Genomic DNA, 17,716 nt, shown 5'->3' on the forward strand with positions numbered 1-17,716 from the left:
ACAAAATAATGAATCGAGGTATGATCATGGCATTTGAGAATCCAACTCGCGAGCATATTAAGGGTATTTTGGAGAATAGCACGACGGTAGCTGTTGTAGGCTTGTCAGACAATCCAGAGCGCGTATCCTATATGGTATCTGAAGCGATGCAAGCGAAGGGTTATACGATTATTCCTGTTAATCCTAACGCCGATTCAATCTTGGGACAAAAAAGTTATGCGTCTCTAAAAGATATTCCCGTGCCAGTAGATATCGTAAATGTTTTCCGCAGAAGCGAGCATACGCCGCCTGTAGCTGAAGAGGCGGTTGCCATCGGCGCAAAAACCTTCTGGCTGCAGCTTGGCATTGCAAACGAGGAAGCGGCTGCGATTGCTGCAGCAGGCGGTCTAGAGGTTATAATGGATCGTTGTATCAAGGTGGAGGATTCCATCTTGCTTCCGAACGGGAAACCCAAAAGATAACAGTTATAAAAAACAGGTCACTCCTACACAATAAGAAAGCTTCAAGAGCGATTGCGTACTTGTTTTTCGCATGTAGAAAGCGAAACAAGCGGCATTCACTTGAAGACAATACGATTGTAATTCAAGGAGGACACGACGTGAATCAGTTTTCGCAACAACCGGGTAATTACCAAGGCCAACAGAGCTACCTTAACCAAAATGCACATTTTGAGCCATCTGGCCATGTGCAATCGCACTACCAAGGGCAGCTAAGCCAACCGACTTTTGGCAGAGAAACGCACTCGATTGTTGCTAACTCGCCAGGCGGTTACCAATCGTCTAATGCTTATAGCCAAGGAGCGCAAACACAACATTATGCTCCTAACAACTATTCGAATATGACGCATCCGGTGGGAACGAACAATTCATTCATGTCGCATCAACCGGTTCACAGCTACGCGCAATCGCCAGCAACGACGTTTGGCAACGTAGGTCCGGTTATCGCACATGTAGGTTATCAAGCTGGTTCTGAGCATAACCAACAACATTCCTACTACCAGCCATCCTCGAATAATGGGGCGCAGTATGCTCAGCATGCAGCATCCAATTATGGAGGTTACGGCCAATCGCAATTCCAAAATGGATATGGCGGTATGACACAAACTCACTCAAACACGTCGCTTCACCCTGTATATGAAGCAACGAATGCTTATCAAAACGCAGGGCCTGTCATTTCTCATGTAGGCTGGCAGTCGACGAGTGCAGTCAATTCTTCTCCTTATTCAGGCGGTAATCGATAACACATTTTTAATACAATTAGAAAAGAATCATCAACATCGGCGGGCCCTTACAGGCTCGCCGTTTTACTTTGACAAAAACGCAGCAAACGCTTAACATCGATATAGATGTGTTGAATAATGCTTACGGAGTTAGTTTTGTTTTGCAAAACTTGAAGCTTATGCTTACGAAGTAGTTTTGCTTCGCAAAACTTAGCAAATGCTTACGAAGTCAGTTTTGCTTCGCAAAACTTAAGATAATGCTTACGAAGTCAGTTTTGCTTCGCAAAACTTGAAGGAGGTGCAAGATGGTTTTCATTGGGAGCCTGCAGCAGCTTGGTAGAGCATTCATGCTGCCGATGATTGTTCTGCCAGGTGCGGCTATATTTTTGAGTTTAAGCAAGCTGCCATGGGATTACTTTGGCCTGCCAGGAATGGAAGGCTATTTATTAGCTGCAAGCGAAACGATTTTTACATATTTACCATATATTTTTGCGCTTGGCATCTCACTTGGCTTAACGGGTAATGCTCTCGCAGCAGGGATGGCTGCTCTTGTAGGTATGACTATTTATAGCGGTATTACAGGGTCGGCAGAGGTGCCGATTGAGCCAACCGTGCTCATTGGTACACTTATAGGAATTATTTCAGGCGTGAGCCATGAGAGGTTTAAAAGCTTAAAATTACCGGAATACATACAATTTTTTGGCGGTCCGCGGTTTGTACCGTTATTTGTAAGTGTTGTTAGTTTGTTGTTCTCAATAGCAATGATCAATATTGCGCCTTATTTACAAAGCATGATGATAAATCTGGGTGAAATTGTTGAATCGGGTGGCGGTTTCGGCGTATTTTTATACGGATTTGTACACCGGATTTTGGTTGTATTCGGTTTGCATCATTTGGTCAGCCATGTATTCTGGTTTCAAATTGGCAGCTTTGAAACAGCTTCAGGACAGATGGTGTATGGCGATCTTCCGCGTTTCTTCGCTGGCGATCCTACTGCCGGCTCTTTTATGGCTGGACTTTATCCGACGATGATGTTCGCCTTGCCAGCCATCGCATTCGCGATTATTCACGAAGCGCGCGAGGATTTAAAGCCGAAAATTCGGAAAACGTTTATGTACGCAGCGCTTGCGTCATTTCTAACTGGCGTTACTGAGCCGGTAGAGTTCGCATTTTTGTTTGTTGCTCCTTATTTATACGTCGTCCATGCGATATTGTCAGGCATTATCATGTGGGTTACTTATGAGCTTGGCATTAAGCACGGATTCTCCTTCTCAGCAGGAGCCATAGATTATGTTATCAACGAGCATTTGGCAACGCGAGGTTGGCTAATCATACCGATCGGCATCGTTGTTGGCTTCGTTTATTACTTTTTGTTTCGCTGGGCGATACGAAGATTTCGGATTCCGACACCAGGTCGTGAGGAAGGCTCACAGCTTGATGAATGGGCAGGCGATATCCCTTATCGTGCACCGCTTATTTTGCAAGCCATTGGCGGTAAACAAAATATAGAAAAGATGGAGTCCTGTATTACAAGACTGCGGCTTAAAGTTTCCAACGATAAGCTGCTCGACATAAATGCGCTTCGGAATCTGGGCGCTGCAGGCGTTATCAAATTAGGCGGCGGACATGTTCAAGTCGTATTTGGCACGTATTCCGAACTTATTCGTGAAGAGATGATCAAGACCATTCATCGTGATCAAGCACAAGTTTTGTTCCATTCGCCGATGCAAGGCCGCATGATTCCTCTTGATGAGGTGCCTGATCCGATATTTGCGGGCAAACTCGTCGGACAAGGCGTCGCATTTATACCGGAGAAAGGAGAGCTTGTATCGCCGGTCAAGGGCAAGGTGATGCATATTTATCCGACGATGCATGCGATCGGCATTCTTACTCCTGAGGGGTTGGAAGTTCTGCTTCATATAGGCATTGATACTTCGCGTCTGGCTGGCAAAGCGTATTTTAATGCGCTCGTTAAAGAAGGGGACGAAATTACGCCAGGCATGATGCTTATAAAATTTGATTTGCAGCGAGTTCGAAAGGAGAGCAAATCTCTTGCTACTCCTATGGTCATAACAAATTCTGATCTTGTTCACTCATGGCGATTTGCACCTTTCAAAGCGGTGAAAAAGGGGCAGTCCTCGGTATTGTCTGTTGTACTTAAAGAGAGAAACGGTGGAGGGGAAACACAATGATTCAAGGAATAGGGGCGTCAGCAGGCATAGCGATAGGGAGATCGTTTGTGCTTCCGAATTGGGAATGGGAGTTACCGGAGCAAAAAATCGATGTAGCTGATTTTGCCCGCGAGTTCGAACGTGTATACGAAGGCATTCGTACCTCTAAGTCTGAAATTGAACAGATTAAAGATGATCTGCGAGATGTAGTCGGTTCAGAGGAAACACATATATTCGATGCTCATATAGCCATTTTGGACGATCCTGTCTTTATGAATGAAATCCAAGGTATTATCCAACGCCAGTACAAAGCGGCTGAGGTTGCTGTTAAGGAAGCTATTGATCATTTTGTTACGATGTTTGATCTGCTTGACGATGAGTACATGAAAGAACGGGCGCTAGATATTAAGGATGTGGGCAATCGATTGCTGAAGCATCTGCTGGGAGCGCCAGAAATTACACTGCCTTCAGATACGCAGCCATTTATATTGATTGCTAAAGAGTTGTCTCCTTCTCAGCTAGCACATATTAATCCGCAGCATGTGCTCGGCATTGTGACCCTTGCTGGCAGCAAAACTTCACATTCAGCTATTATGGCTAGAGCGCTCGGCGTACCACTTGTTGTTGGTGTAGAGACGAGGTTAGTTGAGCCTATTCAAACAGGGCAAACGCTAGTTATTGACGGCAATGACGGCACTGTGTTTATCGATCCTGTTCAACAAGTGATTGACTATTACACAGAGCTGCACTCTCATCAATCGGAAGCGAAAAAAAGGCTGCATGGCATTGCAGGACATCGCCCGGTAACGCCTGATGGCAAAAGGCTGGAGCTTGCAGCCAATATTAGCTCCTACAAAGAGCTGGAAATTGCGATGTCGAGCGGGGCGCATGGGGTTGGTCTGTTCCGTACAGAATTTTTGTACATGGATCGAAATCGGTTTCCAAAGGAAGAAGAACAGTTTGAGGTATATCGAAGCGTAGCCGAACGACTTGAGGGTGAGCCGCTCGTCATCCGAACGCTGGACGTCGGCGGTGATAAGCAGCTCGATTATTTTGACCTGCCAGAGGAAGACAATCCTTTTCTAGGTTACAGAGCCATTCGGATATCGCTGGATCGTAAAGATTTGTTCAAAACGCAGCTTCGTGCTATTTTGCGGGCAAGTCATTACGGTCAAGTAAAGCTTATGTATCCGCTTATTTCATCTGTCGATGAAGTGCGTGCTGCAAATGCAGTATTAAACGAAGCGAAGCTTGAGCTTGAAGCAGCGGGGTATCCCTATGATAAAGGGATGAAGATCGGAATTATGATTGAAGTTCCTGCTGCAGTTATGATCGCTGATTTACTCGCGGAAGAGGTTGATTTCTTTAGTATCGGAACGAATGACTTGGTACAGTTTACGTTAGCTGTGGATCGTATGAATGAGGAAATCGCACACTTGTATGAGCCTTACCATCCAGCGCTCATTCGAATGCTGCGCATGACGGTGGAAGCGGCAAAGCGGAGTGGGATTACGGTTGGCGTGTGCGGCGAGCTTGCAGGCGATCTAAGAGCGCTGCCGATTTGGCTAAGCCTTGATGTAGATGAGCTGAGCATGTCATCGCATTCGATTTTGCCCATCAAGGAAAGGCTGCTCTTCACTTCACAAGAAGAAAGCCATGAGGTATTTCAGCAGCTGCATCATTGCCGTACAAGTACAGAAATATTGGAGCAGCTAACTGGTTTTATGGAGCGCTTGGACAAAAAAACAGCGAATGGTTAACCCATTCGCTGTACAAGTGCATCTACAAATGCTTTTGCATAAGGAGGAAGATCGGGCGGACGGCGTGCGGAAATGAGATTTCCATCAACAACGACAGCTTCATCGAACCATATCGCTCCTGCATTTTCCATGTCATCTCGAATGCCAGGTGTTGAAGTGACTTTACGCCCCTCCAATATTTTCGCCGAAATGAGTACCCAGCCGGCATGACAGATTTGGCCGATCGGTTTGTCAGCGGCGTTCAGTTCTTGTACGAGCTGGAGAACTTTAGGATAGCGGCGAAGCTTATCAGGTGCCCAGCCGCCTGGGACCAATAAACCGATAATGTCTTCGCTATTTACTTCATCAAATGACAAATCAGCTACAGCAGGCACGCCGTATTTTCCGATATGTGTTTTACCTTTTTCAGGCCCAGCATATAAAACGGTCGCACCAGCTTCGCGCGCACGATATACGGGATACCATAGCTCCAAATCCTCAAATTCGTCGTCTAGCAAGCAGATGACGGTTTTATTTTGTAACGGCATATTTTTCCCTCCATCTAGTAAAGATCTCTATTATTGTAACGAAGGAGAAACAATGAAGCAAACGGAGAGTTATTCTAAACCATTTTCATACGTTAGGCTGCTGCGCTTTTTGCCGGCTATTGCATGGATGGCTGTTATATTTGCGCTATCTTCGAGAACAGGTGATGAGATAAATACCTTTCTCCCTTTCTTTCAAAAGTTTTTCCCTTTTATGGAAGGTTTTAATTGGGGCCATTTTGTTTCCTACTTCATACTTGCACTTACGATAGACTACGGCATTGGCAAGAGGGGCGACCGATTTTGGATGAAGGTCGTTATTGTACTTATTTGTGGTTTATATGGAATTACAGATGAATATCATCAGTCTTTTGTTGGCGGCAGAATGCCGGACGTTATGGATGTGCGGAATGATCTTATCGGAGCAGCGATTTGGACGATTGTTGCAGCTGTGCCGCCAGTAAGGAAAATGTGGAGAAAAGTTGCGCCATAACTAGCATTTTGTGGTCAATTTTGAGTGTGATTTTAGTAGTAAAAATTACAAGGTTGTGCATGCAGGAATTTGTGCGAAAATAGTCGAATCATTTATACATTATTACTCTGAAAGCTATGGTTGTTACGATAGCTGCTACTATGAAGGAGTGGACCACTTTGCATAAGAGTTGTCATTGTGGCGACATCATGAAGATGAAACTGCGCACAGTTATTTACTCAGGGAAGGTTGAGATCGATAACGTTCCTATATATTCTTGCACAACCTGCAATCGCAGTGAAGTATTTCCGGAAGTAAAACCTGATTTATCAGGTTTAATAGCACAATTGGGGGCTCAACCAGACAAGCAGACATTCCTTTTTAATGAATGCAACGAGTGGGCTAGCATTCTGGTAGAGGCAAAGGCAGACAAACAGCAGACGGATCGCATCGGATTCGAGAGATTGGTTGAGCAGAGAATCAATAAGCTACTTGATTTGTATTTGCTTGCTCAAACGCTAAACGATGAAGCATGGATTTTGGATTTGAAAAAGAGACTTGAGCAAATAAGCCGTCGAACGTTGCTTACATAAAAGCTCAGATTATTGATTTTACAAGACGTGCAGATGAGTGAAACATGCGTCAACATTGCGAAAAGAAATATTTTGTCGTATGATAACGTTAATATGCGTCGTGCGTAATTATAAAATCTGAGCTAATGGAGAGAAACACTGTGACGGTAACCATTTATGATGTAGCAAGAGAAGCAGGAGTATCAATGGCTACGGTTTCTCGGGTTGTGAACAATAATCCCAATGTGAAACCAGCAACACGCAAAAAAGTATATGAAGCAATAGAGCGCCTAGGATATCGTCCAAATGCCGTAGCAAGGGGCTTGGCAAGTAAGAAAACAACGACGGTGGGCGTAGTTATTCCTGATATTTCAAATGCTATTTTTGCTGAAGTAGCACGTGGAATTGAAGATATCGCGAATATGTATCATTACAATATTATTTTGTGTAATGCGGATAAGAAAAAAGACAAAGAAATCCGTGTTATCAATACACTTCTTGAGAAGCAAGTAGACGGCTTGCTATTTATGGGCGGGGCAGTGACGGAAGAGCATTTGCAAGCATTTAAGACGGCTAATGTTCCGATTGTACTTTGTGCAACTTCCGATGAGAGCGGACAAATTCCGTCTGTTGACATCAACCACGAGGATGCTGCGTTCGATGCTGTACAAAACTTGTATGAGCAAGGACATAGAAGAATTGCAATGATCAGCGGAACACTGCAAGATCCATCCATTGGTTATGCAAGATTCCAAGGCTATAAGCGTGCTCTTGAAGCAGCAGGTATTGCTTATGATGATGCTTTAGTTCGTACGGGCAACTACCGTTATGAATCAGGCGCAGAAGCGATGAAATATTTCATTGAGCTGGACGAGCGTCCGACAGCTGTGTTCTCCGCAACGGATGAAATGGCGATTGGCGCAATTCACAGCATTCAGGATTCCGGCTTAAGAGTACCGGATGATATATCTGTCATTAGTGTTGATAACAGCCGCATGGCATCCATGGTTCGTCCACAGCTTACAGCTGTAGCACAGCCAATGTATGATATTGGCGCGGTATCGATGCGTTTGCTGACAAAGCTGATGAAGAAAGAAAATGTAGATCAATCCAAAGTTGTGCTGCCGCATGAGATTATCGTGCGTCAATCGGTTGGAGGAATATAAAAGAAATGTCGTTTAATAAAATTGGAATTATTGGCGCTATGGCTGAAGAAATTGAATTGCTGCATGAGCATGTAAACGTAGTGTCTGAGGTTACTAAAGCAGGTATTACATATTATGAAGGCACACTTCATGGCAAAACGATCATTTATTGCAAATCAGGTGTAGGGAAAGTAAATGCTGCGGTTTGCACGCAAATTTTACTTGATCTTGGTGCTGATTGCGTTCTGTTCACCGGCGTTGCCGGTGCAGTTGATCCGCAGCTTAACATTGGAGATATCGTCGTTTCGACGAGTTGTGTCCAGCATGATATGGACTGTACACCACTAGGTTTTGCTCTTGGAACGATTCCTTTTCATCCAAGATCAGAATTTCCTGCAGACGAGAGATTAATTGAGCTGGCTTCTGCAGCTAGCAATCGTTTATTCTCAGGACGCAGCATACAGGGCAAAGTGCTGTCGGGCGATCAATTCATTGCAAGCCGCGAGTCGGTTAAGCTGCTTCACGAGAAGCTGCAAGGCGCATGCGCGGAGATGGAAGGCGCCTCAGTCGCTCAAGTATGCGATATGAATAATACACCATTTGTCATTATTCGTTCGATGTCTGACAAAGCGGATGGATCGGCTCATGTGAACTTTCCAGAGTTTACGGTAATCGCCTCCAACAATTCTTATCAAATTATTGATGATATCATGCAAAATATTTAAACGAAATACAAAGAACCAGCTCTGATGCCAACATCGGAACTGGTTCTTTTTTTTGTGCGAGCATGACGCTGTAATCGGATTACAGATCTTGAATAACGATCTGCTGCATCATTCTGTTTTTGTTCGTAATTTCGATTCGTCTAGGCATAGGCTCAATATCTTCGGGATCGTCCATCCAATGAGTAGGAAGCTTGTGAGGGCTAATGGATTCCCAATGACTCAACCAGCGGTCTGGAAGCCTAGCTTCTTCACCAGCTGCAATCGCATGTGCAATAGGGTGATCAATCATTGTAAGCCATACTAAAGACCAAGCTCGTGGAACGACGCGGAAAATATCATAACCGCCGCCGCCTAATGCAATCCAGCGGCCATCGGTATAGGTATGGGCTAATTCATGTATGATAGCAGGGATTTGGGCATATATACGCATGCTGCAATGAATGTGAGAGAGCGGGTCAAAGGCATGAGCATCGCAGCCGTGCTGACTAATAATGACATCGGGTTTGAAGGCCGAAATGATTTTGCGCAACGTAATATTAAAGCTCTCCAGCCAGGATTCATCCTCAGTGTACGGTTCTAACGGCACGTTAAAGCAAGCGCCAAAACCATGATCTGTCCCTTTTTCGTGCACGTAGCCTGTACCTGGAAACAAAAATTTTCCCGTTTCATGGATTGAATAGGTGCATACGTCTGGATCGTCATAGAAAACCCACTGAACACCGTCCCCGTGATGGACATCCGTATCAATATAAAGCACTTTTGCCCCATACGTTTGACGGATATGCTTAATAGCGACTGCTGCATCATTATAAACACAGAAGCCTGAGGCGCGGTCAGGGAAGGCGTGATGCAATCCTCCGGCAAGATGGTAGGCATGCTTGGCTTGACCCGTCATAACAAGCTCAGCGGCCGTCACAGAGCCTCTGACGATGGACATAGCTGCCTTGTGCATGCCAGGGAAATAAGGAGTGTCTTCTGTATGTAGTCCAAACTGCTGTGCAAGTACGCTGTCATCATCGATTTCGGCTTCACTCAATTGTTTAACAGCGTCCAAATAGTCGGTTCTATGGACGAGTGACAACAGCTCATCCTCGGAATACACTGCAGGAGGCTGAATATCCTCATCATACAAAGCATCAACTTCTTTGAGCAGATCGATCGTTAGAGCAAGCCGCAGCGGATCGAAAGGATGCTCCTCACCGAATTTATATCCGCTAGTATCCGAATGATAGATGAAAATAGAGTCAGAAGCCATTCCTATCCTCCTTAAGGTTTGTGGAGCAAACCAGCATCGTAAGCGTAACTTAGGTTTGCGCAGCAAACCGGCATCGTAAGCAAAACCTTAATACATAAAGCGTTGCCGAAAACGTACCGTGTCAAAATGTTCTACCGAGCTTAGCGGGACCTCTGTGCCGATACGCACCATAAGACAATTCGCGGGATGGGAGCAAATTTCGGGGTCATCTGTGGCGTACCAAATCATTCCGACGGATTGCATCAATTTTTCCATCATTTTTCGATAATCCCACACATTCAGCTTCGTGCCCTCAAGATCCCAATGCCAATAATACTCTGTCGTAAATACAATCATATTTTCTAATTGCTCCTCGGCGAAGGCGAGCTGAATCATTCGTTTTCCTAAGCCAAGGCCGCGATAATCATCCGCAACCTCGATTGCGCCGAGCTCGATTAAATCCGTCATTCCGCCTTCTGACCAGCGCTCAAGCTCGTCCGCATAGTGGAAGGTAACGTATCCAACGATAACCGAGCCTTCACGCGCTAAAATAATTCTTCCTTCTTCTAGGCCGGCAATTTCAACTAGCGCAACATGCTGCTCGTTTGGTCTGCGGAATGCATCCAGCGATTTGTGCATCGTCATGTTGGCTAACTGATCGGGCGGTACTGGTCCTTCCAAAATAAGTTCACGACTTGCGTCCAAAACGAGCTGCTCTCGCTGCAAACGCTTTCGATGTTCCAAGGCTGCCCCCCCTTTGCTGTTAAATTGCTGCTTAAACACAATCCTCTATTACTCTTTATAACAAACATTTTACTAAATGAAAAGCGTAGTCGAATAGAAAAAGGTTATGTTATAATAAGTTTGGCGGTTTAAGATCATGGGATGCGCGAGTTGTTGTCGGCTTGTTTGCCTCAAGTTACGACTTCGTTTTGAAAGCGTATTCTTACAAAGTAGAAACACAGATTTGATGGGAGAGTGATAGTATGATCAACTTACATCAAGAACGAATTCCAGCGACTGCGCAAAATTCGAACTTACCGAATTATGAAGAAGCGATTAATTCCTTTGAATGGAGTCAAATCGAAAGTCAATTTAGCTGGTACACAACTGGAAAAGTAAATATGGCGTATGAGGCCATTGACCGTCATGTCGAGCAAGGAAAAGGCGATAAAATCGCCCTTTACTATAGCGATAGTGAGCGGGATGAATCCTACACCTTCGAACAACTGAGCAAACAATCCAATCGTTTTGCAAACGTCTTGCGCAAGCTTGGCATTTCCAAAGGCGAGCGTGTCTTCATCTTTATGCCGAGAACGCCTGAGCTTTATTTTAGCGCGCTTGGTGCTTTGAAGGTCGGCGCGGTTGTTGGTCCGCTATTCGAAGCATTCATGGAGACAGCGGTAAAGGACAGACTTTTGGATAGCGAAGCTACAGCTATTATTACAACACCTGCTCTTCTCAAAAGAATTAAGAGAGATGAGCTGCCGAATTTAAAGCATGTAATCGTATTCGGCAAGGATTTAGCGAAGGAAGAGAACATTGTTGATTTTGCAGAAGAGATGGCTGCAGCGTCCGACGAGGCTGAGATTGAATGGCTGGAGCGCGAGGATGGTCTCATTTTGCATTATACTTCCGGCTCAACCGGCAAACCAAAAGGTGTCTACCATGTACAAAATGCGATGATTCAGCATATGTATACGGGTCAAATAGTACTTGATTTGAAAGAAAACGATATATATTGGTGCACTGCAGATCCAGGCTGGGTTACTGGCACTTCTTATGGCATCTTTGCACCGTGGCTTAACGGCGCTACAAACGTCATACGAGGCGGACGCTTTAGTCCAAGCGATTGGTATAGCGTCATTCAGAAATACGGCGTTACGGTATGGTATAGCGCGCCTACGGCATTCCGTATGTTAATGGGTGCAGGTGACGAAATATCACAGCAGTTTGATCTTACAAGCCTGCGGCATGTTCTAAGCGTAGGCGAACCGCTTAACCCAGAGGTCGTAAGATGGGGAATGAAGGTTTACGGCCAACGCATTCATGATACATGGTGGATGACGGAGACAGGCGGCCAATTGATTTGCAACTATCCAAGTATGGATATTAAACCAGGATCGATGGGCAAGCCGTTGCCAGGCGTGAAAGCTGCTATTATCGATGATAGCGGCAATGAGGTGCCTCCATATCGGATGGGCAATTTAGCCATACATGTGCCTTGGCCATCCATGATGCGCAAGGTATGGAATAATCCTTCTAAGTATGAGGAATATTTTTATCTTAAAGGCTGGTATATCTCTGGAGATTCCGCCTATATGGACGAAGATGGCTACTTCTGGTTCCAAGGCCGTATCGATGATGTAATCAATACAGCAGGCGAGAGAGTAGGCCCGTTTGAGGTTGAGAGCAAGCTGGTTGAGCATCCGGCTGTAGCAGAAGCGGGGGTTATCGGCAAACCAGATCCGATGCGTGGAGAAATCATTAAAGCTTTTATTGCGCTCCGCGAAGGCTATGTGGCCTCGGATGAACTGAAGCTTGAGATTTCACAATTCGTAAAAGTAGGCTTATCCGCCCATGCGGCACCAAGAGAAATTGAGTTTAAGGATAAGCTTCCCAAAACACGAAGCGGCAAAATTATGCGTCGAGTGCTGAAAGCGTGGGAACTGAACCTGCCAACGGGCGATTTGTCCACAATTGAAGACTAATTAAAACATAAAAAAGAGGATGGCTCCTGATCAGATCAGGGGCCATCCTCTTTTTCGTGTTTTATTCGAGCATTCATTACCGCTGAAATAACTCGATTCGCTCACCGTCAGGTCCGCTTACAAAAAAGTACTGGTATCCGTTCGGAAGTACAGTGATGCCCTCATCGATAAAGGTTACTTCAAGCTGCTTTAAACGTTCAAATTCCGCATGGACATCCGTTACTGTCACTGCAAAATGATGCACCTTGCCTTCACTTGGAAGGTTGTCATTATAGCCTTGAATTAATTCTAATTCGGTTTCATCGGAACCGCCAAAGCCAAGAAAGGCAAGCTCAATAATTCCATTCGTATGAGGCGTTCTTCCTTTAAGCTCAAAGCCAATAATTTCAGTATAAAAAGAAATAGAAGCATTAATATCTTTTACCATAACGCCAACATGATCAATACGTCTTTTAGTCATTGTTTTTATTTCCTTCCTAATCGGGAATATGGAATTTTATCGCAATAATGAATGCTTTTTATCATAAGGAGATGGAAAACAGTTGTCAAGTCATAATTGTCGAGCGGTAGTTAAGCAGCTGGTTCATTTTGAAAAAAATGGGTTGACTTTCATGCAGACACAATTATAATTATGTTAGTTCCGAGTAATCAGGTAGGAATAATTAAGTAAAGGAGGTTCGCTTGTTGGATAAGAGAAAATTAGGCAATAGCGAGCTTTATCCATCCGTTATCGGGTTCGGAGCTTGGGCTGCTGGGAAAGCAGGCTGGGGAGAAGTCGATGATAACGAGATTGAGGCTGTCATTCGTCGTGCGTATGAACAGGGGATCACCTTCTATGACACCGCTCCATCCTATGGGCTGGGACATTCCGAGAAAGTGCTTGGTAAAGTGCTGCAGCCCGTAAGGGAGCATGTCATTATCGCAACAAAAGCTGGCCTCATCTGGAACGATCAAGGGCAGTTTAGTATAAATGTATCCAAAGCAAATATAATTCGTGAGGTAGAGGAGAGCCTGCGGCGATTAAATACGGACTATATTGATTTGTATCAAGTACATTTTCCCGATCCCAGCGGCAAAACACCGATTGAAGAGACGTTTGAAACGTTAAATCAACTCGTCGTTGAAGGAAAAATCAGAAATATCGGCGTTTCAAACTTTAACGTTCAGCAATTAGTTGCAGCACAATCCGTTAGCAATATTGTATCTTTGCAGCTGCCCTATAACTTGTTCCAGCGCGATGTTGAACATGCAGCGTTACCCTATGCGAAGCAGCAAAAAATCGGTTTTATTCCTTATAGTCCGCTAGCTCAGGGGTTGTTGACGGGGAAATTTAATTATTTGACAAGGCTGCCCAAAACGGATGTTCGCGCGCAGCTTAATCCTTTATTTTCGGATAAACAATTTATAAAAAACATTGTCATCATCGAAACCTTTACTGGAATTGCTAGAGCCATCGAGAAACCATTAAGCCAGGTAGCTATCAACTGGTTATTGTATAAGCAGGAAATAACGAGCGTGATCGCTGGTGCGAAGACGGTTAAGCAGCTGGAGGAAAATACGGCTGCAACCAAATGGCGTCTATCCAGAGAAGATTATGAGCAAATAAGCCGTTTGTTTGAAACGGATTCATCTTATGTCATTTGATAAACATAGAATGCTGCTCTTATATTCATTTTCTAAATAGTAAATTCCCAAAAGAAAAGGCAGTAGCCCCGTGAGAGGCTGCTGCCTATTTCATTTACCTCTAGCTGATCGTTTGCTTGGAGGATGGTGATGACTCGCCTTTCGCGTTTTCAGAGGTTATATAGAAGGAACCTGTGATAAGCGGCGCAACATACTCAAAGCTTGTTTCCAAGGTCGATCCGATCTTGGAATATTGACCATCGTTGTTTGCACTGTAGTAAATATTATATTGCGTTACTTGGTCTGACACACTGTTAGCCGCCCAAGTTAATCGTACGCTTAGATCTGTTTTCGCAGCCTGCAAGCCAGTAGGTGTGGAAGGTGCTGTTGTTGTGCCAGAACCATTTCCACTTCCATTTCCGCTTGAGTTGTCTCCACCTGTTGTCGGTGGAGGGGTACTCGGTGTGCTGCCATATTGTACTATTTGACTAGGTGCTGACTCTTTGCCGACTACATCAACTGCTGTTACGTAATAAGTGTAGTTTTGAGCATTGGATGCATAAACCTTCATACGTTTGTCTGCACCGACAACAATGGATTCCCCTTGCTTCTCATAAGGCCCTTGATTAACCGAACGGTACACGCGATATCCAACGACATCAGCAGCAGTACTATCATTAAATGTCAATATAAGCACGCCATCCGACGATTGCAGCTTAACGCTTGCCGGAGGCGGTGGAGCTGCTCCATCATCAACGCGAGGGTCTGGTTTAGACGGCGCGTTGTTTTCTGCATCCGCAGGAAGGTAAATATCAAGTGGACGACGACTGCTAGCCGGAAGTTTCTGCTGTGCTGCCTTAATTTCATCCATAAGAACATCCAGCGGTTTTTTACGCTTAATAACGATTTGTTCCTTAATCATATCGCTAGGAGTAGCTGGGTTCGGAACATAGTTAACGCCATTGAAGGAAATATAAGCCATCTTCACGAGCGCGTCATCTGTTTTCTTAGGTATATCCTTCTTGTTAAACCAGTCAGTAACAAGCATGCCTGCTTGCTTCGTTAATTGACTTGGAAGCAAGCCGCTAGCGCTTGACACCGTAGCTTTGACAATGCCGGATGGACGTTCAAATTCTTTGGTTACAAAAACTTCCGGCTTCTTCTCAGCCATCTTATTCATAATGAGTGCCCAGATGGAACGAGCACGCGTTTTGCCGACCTCTGATAGGGAGTTGACCTGTTCCTCATAACCGGCCCACACGCCTAGCGTGATATCTGGCGAGAAGCCCATAAACCACACGTCACCGTAGCTTTGTGTAGAGCCTGTTTTACCGGCAATAGGAATTTCACCGTACTTATCGAATTGTGATTTCAATTTGTTAGCAGAACCGCTCTTGCTTGAAATAACAGTCGACAGCATATCTGTCATCAAGAAGGCACTCTGCTCCGAGAACACTCGTTTTGGTTCCTGCTTGTGTTCATATACAATTTTTCCGTTTGCATCTGTAATTTTTTGAATCATATAAGCATCATTGAAAACGCCTTTGTTCGGAATCGAGCCGTATGCATTCGTAAGCTCTTCAACCGATACGCCGATGCTTAGACCGCCAATTACACCGGTTTGTGCATAAGCATCTTGCGGCTGCAGCGTTGTAATGCCTAGCTTTTTAACGAACTCCCACGCATTTTCAATTTTGACTTCCTCATTGAAAATTTTCAGAGCAGGCAAGTTCAAGGAACGGTTTAATGCCTCACGCGCCGTTACTAGACCCGCAAACTTACGGTTTACGTTCATTGGGATATGGAAACCCTTCTGGCCATCTTTCAGGACAATTGGAGCATCGTCAATTATGCTCGCGGGCTGAATGATCCCCATTTCAATAGCTGGAAGGTAAGCCGCCAATGTTTTCATCGTTGAGCCTGGCTGCCTCGTCATCTGAGTGGCATAGTTTAATTGCTCCTCATAGAAGTCTCGGCCTTCAAGCATTCCCACGATAGCGCCAGTTTTGTGATCGAGCATGATCGCTGCAATCTGCTCCAGCCCTTTTTTCTCGCTGTATGGCGTGAAGTTCTCGTCATTGGTGCCAATCTCACGCATGAGCTGGTAGACATCCTTGTCGATGGTTGTATAGACATGGTAGCCGCCGCGCAGCAAATGATCACGAGCTTCCTCAATAAGCGGAGCATTTTCTTTTTTGCGAAGGTCTGCTTTCGTTAAAGTAGAATCCTGCGCCATGAGCATAATTTCCGCTGCTTGACGTTCTGCTTCAAGCATGAGATAAGGATAGGTTGTATAGGCTTTTTCTTTTGGCTTAGCCAGCGTTTTCCTAATATCGAATTTGGAAGCTTCGTCGTACTCTTGCTGAGAAATCCGCCCAGTCTCGAACATTCGCTTCAAAACTGTTTTTTGACGTCCTAGCGCGAGTTCAAAGCCCGCCTCATTGAATTGACCTTTACCTGTGAACGCTGTATAGGCAGAAGGCCTTTGCGGTAGACCTGCCAAATAGGCAGACTGCGCGATATTCAGCTGGTTTAGATCCGAAATATCAAATATCCCTTTGGCAGCTGCTTTAATGCCGAACAAATTGTAGCCGCTGGATCCATTTCCGAACGGAACCTTATTCAAATAAGCTGCTAAAATTTCTTCTTTCGTTAAATAACGTTCCATGCGCAGCGATAAAAATATTTCTTTAATTTTACGGCTATCTGTTTTGTCCAAACTTAGAAATACACGTCGCGCAAGCTGCTGAGTAAGCGTACTTCCGCCCGTTTGCGTATCTTCATTTAGAAGCTTTTGCTTTACTGCACGTCCAAGGCCGTTAATGTCTACGCCGTGATGCTCCAAAAAGTTATTGTCCTCAATGCCAAGTACGGCAGTAATAACCTGCGGCGGTAAATCATCATATGTAATAATCATTCGGTCCTCTGACGTTCTTAGCTGTCCGACAAGTGAATCATCATTGAAGTAAACAAATCCAGTGATGGCATTTTCGCCGATTTTCTCTACAATAACAGATCGAGGTCTTACGGTTTCGTCTTTCACAAGCGCGGCCACATAACCAGTTACTGCTCCACCGGCAAGCAATCCGATGAAAATTCCGAAATATACCATCCATTTAGCTGTTATAAAAGTTACGATTCCAAATGTACGCCATTTGCTTCTTTTGTTTGGCGCAGGTTGACGATCTTCTTGCATTTCTATGACTCCTCCTCCAAATAGCACACCTATTATAACATAAATCGCTAAAGTAACGCATTCTTTCCTTGCATTGACTTCACAGCATGGCTATGGTATAAATTCAATAATGTTTTATCTAATCAATGCTTTGAAGGGCATGAGTAGACAGCGAATCGTACTTTCAGAGAGCCGGTGGGTGGTGGAAACCGGTATGCGCCGCTTGTTGAATTACCGCCTGGAGCTAAGTGAAGGAACCGTATACTGACAATCCTCTGCACATTTTGGCAAAAAAGCCTGTGGGCAGTCGAATCAGCCGTAGTAGTTCACTTCGGAGCCCGTCTCCGTTATCAACAACGAAGTGAGAGTACCTCTTTTTTATGTG

Annotated in this window: 15 protein-coding genes and 1 other annotated feature (1 of these 16 cut by a window edge); of the genes, 10 read left to right on the forward strand and 5 right to left on the reverse strand. The window is 44.8% G+C overall.

Annotated features, from left to right (window positions below; translation table 11 throughout):
* Positions 1 to 26: 26 nt before the first annotated feature.
* From AC1DM9_RS31435 to ptsP, 4 genes are all read left to right on the forward strand, one after another.
* Positions 27 to 461 (forward strand): CoA-binding protein, encoded by a 435-nt coding sequence (locus AC1DM9_RS31435; RefSeq protein ID WP_076268227.1) that lies wholly within the window; start codon positions 27 to 29, stop codon positions 459 to 461.
* A 137-nt stretch (positions 462 to 598) separates the two neighbouring features.
* Positions 599 to 1,240: a hypothetical protein gene (locus AC1DM9_RS31440; protein ID WP_477583966.1), complete on the forward strand. Its 642-nt coding sequence runs from the start codon at positions 599 to 601 to the stop codon at positions 1,238 to 1,240.
* A gap of 284 nt (positions 1,241 to 1,524) precedes the next feature.
* Positions 1,525 to 3,411 carry a glucose PTS transporter subunit IIA gene (locus AC1DM9_RS31445; RefSeq protein WP_477583968.1) on the forward strand — a complete coding sequence of 629 codons (1,887 nt, stop codon included), beginning with the start codon at positions 1,525 to 1,527 and terminating at the stop codon, positions 3,409 to 3,411.
* Positions 3,408 to 5,150 carry a phosphoenolpyruvate--protein phosphotransferase gene (ptsP, locus tag AC1DM9_RS31450; RefSeq protein ID WP_076268230.1) on the forward strand — a complete coding sequence of 581 codons (1,743 nt, stop codon included), beginning with the start codon at positions 3,408 to 3,410 and terminating at the stop codon, positions 5,148 to 5,150. Before AC1DM9_RS31445 ends, ptsP begins: the two co-directional genes overlap by 4 nt.
* Here ptsP and AC1DM9_RS31455 read toward each other — a convergent pair.
* A complete protein-coding gene (locus AC1DM9_RS31455; protein ID WP_477583970.1) occupies positions 5,147 to 5,677 on the reverse strand; it encodes a type 1 glutamine amidotransferase domain-containing protein in 531 nt (176 codons plus the stop codon). The two genes, ptsP and AC1DM9_RS31455, sit on opposite strands and share 4 nt — an antisense overlap.
* Before the next feature lie 52 nt (positions 5,678 to 5,729).
* Here AC1DM9_RS31455 and AC1DM9_RS31460 point away from each other — a divergent pair, with 52 nt between their 5' ends.
* The 4 genes from AC1DM9_RS31460 (at position 5,730) to AC1DM9_RS31475 (ending at position 8,588) form a co-directional block, all read left to right on the forward strand.
* Positions 5,730 to 6,167 (forward strand): VanZ family protein, encoded by a 438-nt coding sequence (locus tag AC1DM9_RS31460; RefSeq protein WP_339208802.1) that lies wholly within the window; start codon positions 5,730 to 5,732, stop codon positions 6,165 to 6,167.
* 188 nt (positions 6,168 to 6,355) lie between these two features.
* Entirely contained in the window at positions 6,356 to 6,739 is a 384-nt protein-coding gene (locus AC1DM9_RS31465) for a hypothetical protein (protein ID WP_305953885.1), read from the forward strand.
* A gap of 140 nt (positions 6,740 to 6,879) precedes the next feature.
* Complete coding sequence (ccpA, locus tag AC1DM9_RS31470) at positions 6,880 to 7,884, forward strand: catabolite control protein A (RefSeq protein ID WP_076268234.1); 1,005 nt, start codon at positions 6,880 to 6,882, stop codon at positions 7,882 to 7,884.
* Between the two features lie 5 nt (positions 7,885 to 7,889).
* Positions 7,890 to 8,588, forward strand: coding sequence for a 5'-methylthioadenosine/adenosylhomocysteine nucleosidase (locus AC1DM9_RS31475; protein WP_076268235.1), 699 nt, complete (start codon positions 7,890 to 7,892; stop codon positions 8,586 to 8,588).
* A gap of 79 nt (positions 8,589 to 8,667) precedes the next feature.
* On the opposite strand, the gene AC1DM9_RS31480 is transcribed toward AC1DM9_RS31475, so the two are convergent.
* On the reverse strand, positions 8,668 to 9,843 hold the full coding sequence (locus AC1DM9_RS31480; RefSeq protein WP_441886033.1) for an acetoin utilization protein AcuC: 1,176 nt from the start codon (positions 9,841 to 9,843) through the stop codon (positions 8,668 to 8,670).
* A gap of 87 nt (positions 9,844 to 9,930) precedes the next feature.
* Positions 9,931 to 10,566, reverse strand: coding sequence for a GNAT family N-acetyltransferase (locus tag AC1DM9_RS31485; protein ID WP_339208805.1), 636 nt, complete (start codon positions 10,564 to 10,566; stop codon positions 9,931 to 9,933).
* A 242-nt stretch (positions 10,567 to 10,808) separates the two neighbouring features.
* Between AC1DM9_RS31485 and acsA the strand changes: the two genes are divergently transcribed.
* A complete protein-coding gene (acsA, locus tag AC1DM9_RS31490; protein WP_076268238.1) occupies positions 10,809 to 12,533 on the forward strand; it encodes an acetate--CoA ligase in 1,725 nt (574 codons plus the stop codon).
* Between the two features lie 76 nt (positions 12,534 to 12,609).
* Here acsA and AC1DM9_RS31495 read toward each other — a convergent pair whose 3' ends face one another.
* Entirely contained in the window at positions 12,610 to 12,993 is a 384-nt protein-coding gene (locus AC1DM9_RS31495; protein ID WP_477512360.1) for a VOC family protein, read from the reverse strand.
* A gap of 224 nt (positions 12,994 to 13,217) precedes the next feature.
* On the opposite strand from AC1DM9_RS31495, the gene AC1DM9_RS31500 reads away from it, so the two are divergent.
* Positions 13,218 to 14,177, forward strand: a complete 960-nt coding sequence (locus tag AC1DM9_RS31500) for an aldo/keto reductase (protein ID WP_477512359.1) — start codon at positions 13,218 to 13,220, stop codon at positions 14,175 to 14,177.
* A 100-nt stretch (positions 14,178 to 14,277) separates the two neighbouring features.
* On the opposite strand, the gene AC1DM9_RS31505 is transcribed toward AC1DM9_RS31500, so the two are convergent.
* The gene (locus AC1DM9_RS31505) at positions 14,278 to 17,352 is read right to left on the reverse strand and encodes a transglycosylase domain-containing protein (protein ID WP_477583975.1); all 3,075 of its coding nucleotides are present in this window, start codon (positions 17,350 to 17,352) and stop codon (positions 14,278 to 14,280) included.
* Positions 17,353 to 17,473: 121 nt separating this feature from the next.
* Positions 17,474 to 17,716 (forward strand) — a binding site (T-box leader) (it continues 61 nt past the right edge of the window).

Source organism: Paenibacillus sp. 01T431, from assembly GCF_056398625.1.

Excerpts from the sequence above, each read along its gene's own strand:
- AC1DM9_RS31435 (WP_076268227.1), top strand. The coding sequence starts at position 27 with ATGGCATTTGAGAATCCAACTCGCGAGCATATTAAGGGTATTTTGGAG.
- AC1DM9_RS31445 (WP_477583968.1), top strand. The coding sequence starts at position 1,525 with ATGGTTTTCATTGGGAGCCTGCAGCAGCTTGGTAGAGCATTCATGCTG.
- ptsP (WP_076268230.1), top strand. The coding sequence starts at position 3,408 with ATGATTCAAGGAATAGGGGCGTCAGCAGGCATAGCGATAGGGAGATCG.
- AC1DM9_RS31455 (WP_477583970.1), bottom strand. The coding sequence starts at position 5,677 with ATGCCGTTACAAAATAAAACCGTCATCTGCTTGCTAGACGACGAATTT.
- AC1DM9_RS31460 (WP_339208802.1), top strand. The coding sequence starts at position 5,730 with ATGAAGCAAACGGAGAGTTATTCTAAACCATTTTCATACGTTAGGCTG.
- AC1DM9_RS31465 (WP_305953885.1), top strand. The coding sequence starts at position 6,356 with ATGAAGATGAAACTGCGCACAGTTATTTACTCAGGGAAGGTTGAGATC.
- AC1DM9_RS31475 (WP_076268235.1), top strand. The coding sequence starts at position 7,890 with ATGTCGTTTAATAAAATTGGAATTATTGGCGCTATGGCTGAAGAAATT.
- AC1DM9_RS31480 (WP_441886033.1), bottom strand. The coding sequence starts at position 9,843 with ATGGCTTCTGACTCTATTTTCATCTATCATTCGGATACTAGCGGATAT.
- acsA (WP_076268238.1), top strand. The coding sequence starts at position 10,809 with ATGATCAACTTACATCAAGAACGAATTCCAGCGACTGCGCAAAATTCG.
- AC1DM9_RS31495 (WP_477512360.1), bottom strand. The coding sequence starts at position 12,993 with ATGACTAAAAGACGTATTGATCATGTTGGCGTTATGGTAAAAGATATT.
- AC1DM9_RS31505 (WP_477583975.1), bottom strand. The coding sequence starts at position 17,352 with ATGCAAGAAGATCGTCAACCTGCGCCAAACAAAAGAAGCAAATGGCGT.